Origin of the sequence: Rhodococcus sp. 05-2255-1e, assembly GCF_002259025.1 — a bacterium.
In the GTDB taxonomy this organism is placed as follows: domain Bacteria; phylum Actinomycetota; class Actinomycetes; order Mycobacteriales; family Mycobacteriaceae; genus Rhodococcoides; species Rhodococcoides fascians.
The window spans coordinates 1-5,248 of record NZ_NOZE01000001.1 but is presented as its reverse complement, the minus strand read 5'-3'; the positions used below and the strand labels follow the sequence as shown (position 1 = coordinate 5,248).

The following is a 5,248-nucleotide window of genomic DNA, read 5'->3' as shown; positions in this document are numbered from 1 at the left end:
CGGTGCCGGCATGCCGAACTTCCGCCGCAACGGTGTGTTGATGGCCAAGCACGGCATCTACGACCTGCGTCAGCACCTCGAAGACGTCGTCTGGCCCGTCCTGCGCAAGTGGAGCGTCTTCGAGCGCAACGACTTCACCGCACGCGGTGAGAACAAGCGCGAGGAACTCGCCGCGTTCCTCGAAGACCTCGAACGTCAGGCCACCAAGTTCGAGGAGATGCGAGATCGCTCGCTGGCCCGCGAACGCGCCAAGGCCGAAGCACGCGCGTCCTGAGTTTCGATCGACTGGTGTGCCCGGTACCGACTTCGGTGCCGGGCACCGCCTTTTCTCCTGAAAGTTCTCCCTTCGTTCCAAAGGCTTGTTTTCCATGACATTGCAGATCGGCTCCCTGGAGTTGCGCAGCCCCGTCGTCCTCGCACCGATGGCAGGCGTCACCAATGTGGCGTTCCGCACGTTGTGCCGCGAGCAGGAACTCGAGCGCGCGGGCAGCACGTCCGGTCTGTACGTCTGCGAGATGGTCACCGCACGTGCTCTCGTCGAACGGCAACCCGCCACGATGCACATGACGACGTTCGGGCCCACCGAAACTCCCCGGTCCTTGCAGCTCTACACGGTCGATCCCGACACCACGTACGCCGCGGCGAAAATGATCGTCGACGACAACCTGGCCGATCACATCGACATGAACTTCGGCTGCCCGGTCCCGAAAGTCACCCGCAAGGGCGGCGGAGCCGCATTGCCGTACAAGCGAAACCTGTTCGGCCGCATCGTCGCTGCCGCGGTCAAGGCCACCGAGGGCACCGACATCCCAGTCACGGTCAAGTTCCGTGTCGGAATCGACGAGAACCATCACACCCATCTCGATGCCGGCCGGATCGCCGCCGACGAGGGTGCAGCGGCCGTGGCGTTGCACGCCCGCACCGCCTCCCAGCGTTACTCCGGCACCGCCGACTGGAACGAGATCGCTCGACTCAAGGAGCACGTCACCGGGATTCCCGTCCTGGGCAACGGCGATATCTTCTCGGCGTCCGACGCCGTCCGCATGATGGCGGAAACCGGATGCGACGGCGTCGTCGTCGGGCGTGGCTGTCTCGGTCGTCCGTGGTTGTTCGCCGAGCTCAGTGCCCGCCTGAACGGGCGGCCGGAGCCGACGCCGCCGACCCTGGGTGAGGTGGCCACGATCATCGCGCGCCATGCCGAGTTGCTCGCGCAGCACCACGGTGAGGGCAAAGGCCTGCGCGAGTTGCGTAAGCACGTGTCCTGGTACCTGCGCGGCTTTCCCGCCGGCTCGGATCTTCGGGTGTCGATGGCATTGGTGTCGACCCTCGCCGAACTGGACGACCTTCTGGCGCAACTGGATCCGACCGTTCCGTTTCCCAAGGACGCCGAGGGTCCCCGCGGCCGGCAGGGCTCGCCCGGTGCAGTGTCGCTGCCCGACGGATGGCTCGACGATCCGGAGGACCTGTGTGTCCCCGCCGGTGCAGATCTGATGCATTCCGGCGGCTGATCGACCCGCTCACCAGGGCCCGTCTCGCACGAAGTGGACCGCGCCGCTCGAGTCAGTACTATGGCTTGGATTGCCGAGTAGACGGCACATGCGTGTGATGGAAGGCCAGGTTCGAATTCGTGGGAGACGATCGAGAGTCGGGCCCGTCTGTGCCCGAGGGTCGCGCCCCATGGGAGCGCCCGCTGTCCTCAATCGGACGAACCGGCGCAGGCGGACGTTCCGGACAACGTCCCCCTCGGTCCGACGACCCCGCCGCACCCGACCCCGCTGGTTCGGAACCCGACGCACCCGACTCCGATTCTCCGCCGAAGCCGGGTGACAGCGGCCGACTCGGTAAACGCTCCCCCCGCAATGCGGACACGGTGTCGGTCGCCGAGCTGGTCGACAAGATGTCTCGTTCGGGAGCGACCCGACGTGATCCCCCCGAACGGCCGGACGTCGAAGAGCCCACCGAGGTCATCTCACCGATCACCGACTCCACTCCCCCGCCGGCTCGGGCGAACCGTCCGATGCCCACCCCGCCGCCGCACGCTGCCCCCGAACCCGTCGGAGCACCCGCCGCCGACCGGCCGGCACTGACGCGTCTGGCGATGAGCCGGGTACGACGACGACGACGAGTACGCATGATCGGCCGAAGCCTGGTCTCGATCGTCGCCATCCTCGCCGTGGCTCTCACGGGAGTGGTGTGGGGCTACCTTCGCAACACCGATCAGGGATTCCTCCAAGTCGCCGCGCTCGACCCCGATTCGACCGACGTCGTCGACGCCGCAGGCCAGTACGGAGACGAGACCTATCTGATCGTCGGCACCGATACGCGCGCCGGTGCCAGCGGGCAGGTGGGCGCAGGAACCGTCGCCGATGCCGAGGGGTCGCGCTCGGACACCGTCATGCTCGTCAACATTCCGGCCGACCGCAGCCGCGTCGTCGCCGTGTCGTTCCCACGCGACCTGGACGTGACCCGACCCGAGTGCGAGCAGTTCGACAACGTCACCAATACCTACACCGGTGAGATGTTCCCGGAGGCGTACGGCGACAAGCTGAACGCCACCTACGCCCTCGGCGGCCCGAAATGCCTGGTCAAGACCATTCAGAAGATCTCAGGACTGCGGATCGGACACTTCGTCGGCATGGACTTCGCCGGGTTCGAGTCCATGGTCGACGAGGTCGGCGGTGTCGAGGTGTGTACCGCGCAGCCTCTCGTCGACTACGAACTCGGAGACGTACTCCCCAACGCCGGTACCCAACGCATCGACGGCCGCACCGCACTGAACTACGTCCGGGCACGCAACATCGAATCGGAGGGCAACGGCGACTACGGCCGCATCAAGCGCCAGCAGCGCTTCCTGTCGTCACTGTTGCGATCGGCGTTGTCGAACAAGGTTCTTCTCGACCCGGGCAAGCTGAACGGATTCGTCAACGCGTTCACCTCCGACACCTTCGTCGAGAACGTCAAGACCCAGGACCTGGTGACGCTCGGCCGTTCGTTGCAGAACGTCGACGCCGGCGCGGTGACCTTCCTGACCATTCCCACCACCGGGACGAACGACTACGGCAACGAGATCCCCAACGAGGACGCGATCGGTGCCATCTTCCAGGCGATCATCGACGACCTGCCCCTGCCCGGCGAAGAACGGGCGGAACCGGTGACACCGGAGCCGACCCCGCCGCCCGCGGCTCCCGACGCCCCGCTGCTGGCCGTCGATCCTGGCACCGTGTCGCTGCAGGTGTCCAACGCATCGGACATCGCGGGAATGGCGCAAACCGCATCCGATCAGCTGGCGACGTACGGATTCCAGATCCTCACGGTCGGTAACTTCTCCGGCTCCGCCGCTCAGACGGTCGTTCGGTACTCCCAGGATCAGGAAGCCGCTGCGGCGACGGTGGCGTCGGCGATACCCGGCGCTGCGATCGAACTGGCTCCGAGCCTGAACAACGTCGTGGAGGTGGTCCTCGGTTCCAACTACCCGGGCTACACCCAGTACCCGGCCGACGTCGGTGCGCAGATCGACCCCACCCAGGTGGAGGGAACGACCGAAAGTGCACAGTTGCCCGAGGATCTGTCGTTCACCAACGCGGCCGACGACACGTGCGCCTGACCCCATTCATTCCCCGTTAACCCTCGGGACAGAGAACTGGTCGGTGTGACCTACTAAACTGCGCTCATGCGCGTCGCCTACAACGAACAGATGAACGAGCTCGCCGATCTCCTCGGAGAAATGGCGAGCCTGGCTGGTGCGGCCATGGAAAAGGCCACGCAGTCTCTCCTCCAAGCAGACCTGGTTCTCGCCGAGCAGGTCATTTCCGAGCACGACAAGATCACCGAGCTCAGCGCGATCTGCGAGGAGAAGGCATTCACGCTTCTTGCGCTGCAGGCTCCGGTCGCGGGCGATCTCCGTTCGGTGGTGGCCGGCATCCAGATCGTCGCCGATATCGACCGGATGGGCGCACTCGCACTCCACGTCGCCAAGATCACCCGTCGCCGGCACCCGAACCACGCCCTCCCCGAGGTCGTCAACGGCTACTTCGCCGAGATGGGACGCCTCGCCGTGCAGATCGGTGCCTCGGCCCGCGAGGTGCTCGAGACCCGCGATCCCGAGCGCGCTGCGAAGCTGCAGGAGGAGGACGAGGCGATGGACGATCTGCACCGTCACCTCTTCACGGTGCTGATGGACCGTGAGTGGAGCCACGGCGTCGCCGCCGCAGTGGACGTGACCCTGCTGGGCCGCTTCTACGAACGCTTCGCCGATCACGCCGTCGAGGTCGGCCGCCGAGTCATCTTCCTCGTCACCGGCCAGCTTCCCGCCGACCTCCACCAGCAGAACATTCCCAGCTCGTAGCACCCACTTTGTTCGAGGTCGAGTAGCGCTGCGCGACAACGCTACTCGATCTCGACCCCAGGGCAGGCGCACAAAGAGAACCCCCGTCGAGCTTTCGCTCGGCGGGGGTTCTCTGTGCGGTGTGCGGTTATCCGAAGCGGCCGGAGATGTAGTCCTCGGTGGCCTTCTGCGTCGGATTGGAGAAGATCTTCTCGGTGTCGTCGATCTCGATCAGCTTGCCGGGCTTGCCCGTTGCCTCGAGGTTGAAGAAGCCGGTCTGATCGCTCACGCGCGCGGCCTGCTGCATGTTGTGCGTGACGATCACGATCGTGAAGTCCTGCTTGAGTTCCTGAATCAGGTCCTCGATCGCCAGTGTCGAGATGGGGTCCAGGGCCGAACAGGGCTCGTCCATCAGCAGCACGTCGGGAGAGACGGCAATGGCGCGGGCGATGCACAGACGCTGCTGCTGACCACCGGAGAGTCCGCCGCCGGGCTTGTCGAGGCGATCCTTGACCTCGGTCCACAGGTTGGCACCCTTGAGGGAGCGCTCGGCGATCTCGTCGAGTTCCTTCTTGCCCCGGCCACCCTGCAGCTTCAAACCGGCGACGACGTTGTCCTTGATGGACATGGTCGGGAACGGGTTGGGTCGCTGGAAGACCATGCCGATGGTGCGTCGCACACCGACGGGGTCGACGCCACTGCCGTAGATGTCCTCGCCGTCGAGCAGCACCGAACCTTCGACGCGAGCGCCGGGCGTGACCTCGTGCATACGGTTGAGCGAACGCAGGACGGTCGACTTACCGCAGCCGGACGGTCCGATGAACGCGGTGACGCTGCGCGGCGGGACTGCCAGAGTGACGTCGGAGACGGCATGGAACTTGCCGTAGTAGATGTTGACGTCCTTGAGATCGAGACGCTTTGCCA

The 5,248-nt window shown here is 65.6% G+C and carries 5 protein-coding genes; 4 read left to right on the top strand and 1 reads right to left on the bottom strand.

Annotation, left to right across the window (positions count from 1 at the left end; genetic code table 11):
- The 4 genes from CH262_RS00025 to phoU all read left to right on the top strand — a co-directional run.
- Positions 1–274 (top strand): acyl-ACP desaturase (locus CH262_RS00025; protein WP_179274874.1); only part of this gene is annotated, 274 nt, incomplete at its 5' end.
- Between the two features lie 94 nt (positions 275–368).
- Positions 369–1,508 carry a tRNA dihydrouridine synthase DusB gene (dusB, locus tag CH262_RS00020; protein WP_027495874.1) on the top strand — a complete coding sequence of 380 codons (1,140 nt, stop codon included), beginning with the start codon at positions 369–371 and terminating at the stop codon, positions 1,506–1,508.
- 119 nt (positions 1,509–1,627) lie between these two features.
- Complete coding sequence (locus CH262_RS00015; protein ID WP_094716621.1) at positions 1,628–3,604, top strand: LCP family protein; 1,977 nt, start codon at positions 1,628–1,630, stop codon at positions 3,602–3,604.
- Positions 3,605–3,670: 66 nt separating this feature from the next.
- On the top strand, positions 3,671–4,345 hold the full coding sequence (gene phoU, locus CH262_RS00010) for a phosphate signaling complex protein PhoU (protein WP_027495872.1): 675 nt from the start codon (positions 3,671–3,673) through the stop codon (positions 4,343–4,345).
- 127 nt (positions 4,346–4,472) lie between these two features.
- Here the strand turns inward: phoU and pstB are convergent.
- On the bottom strand, positions 4,473–5,248 hold a 776-nt coding region (gene pstB, locus CH262_RS00005), incomplete at its 5' end, for a phosphate ABC transporter ATP-binding protein PstB (RefSeq protein WP_143547036.1).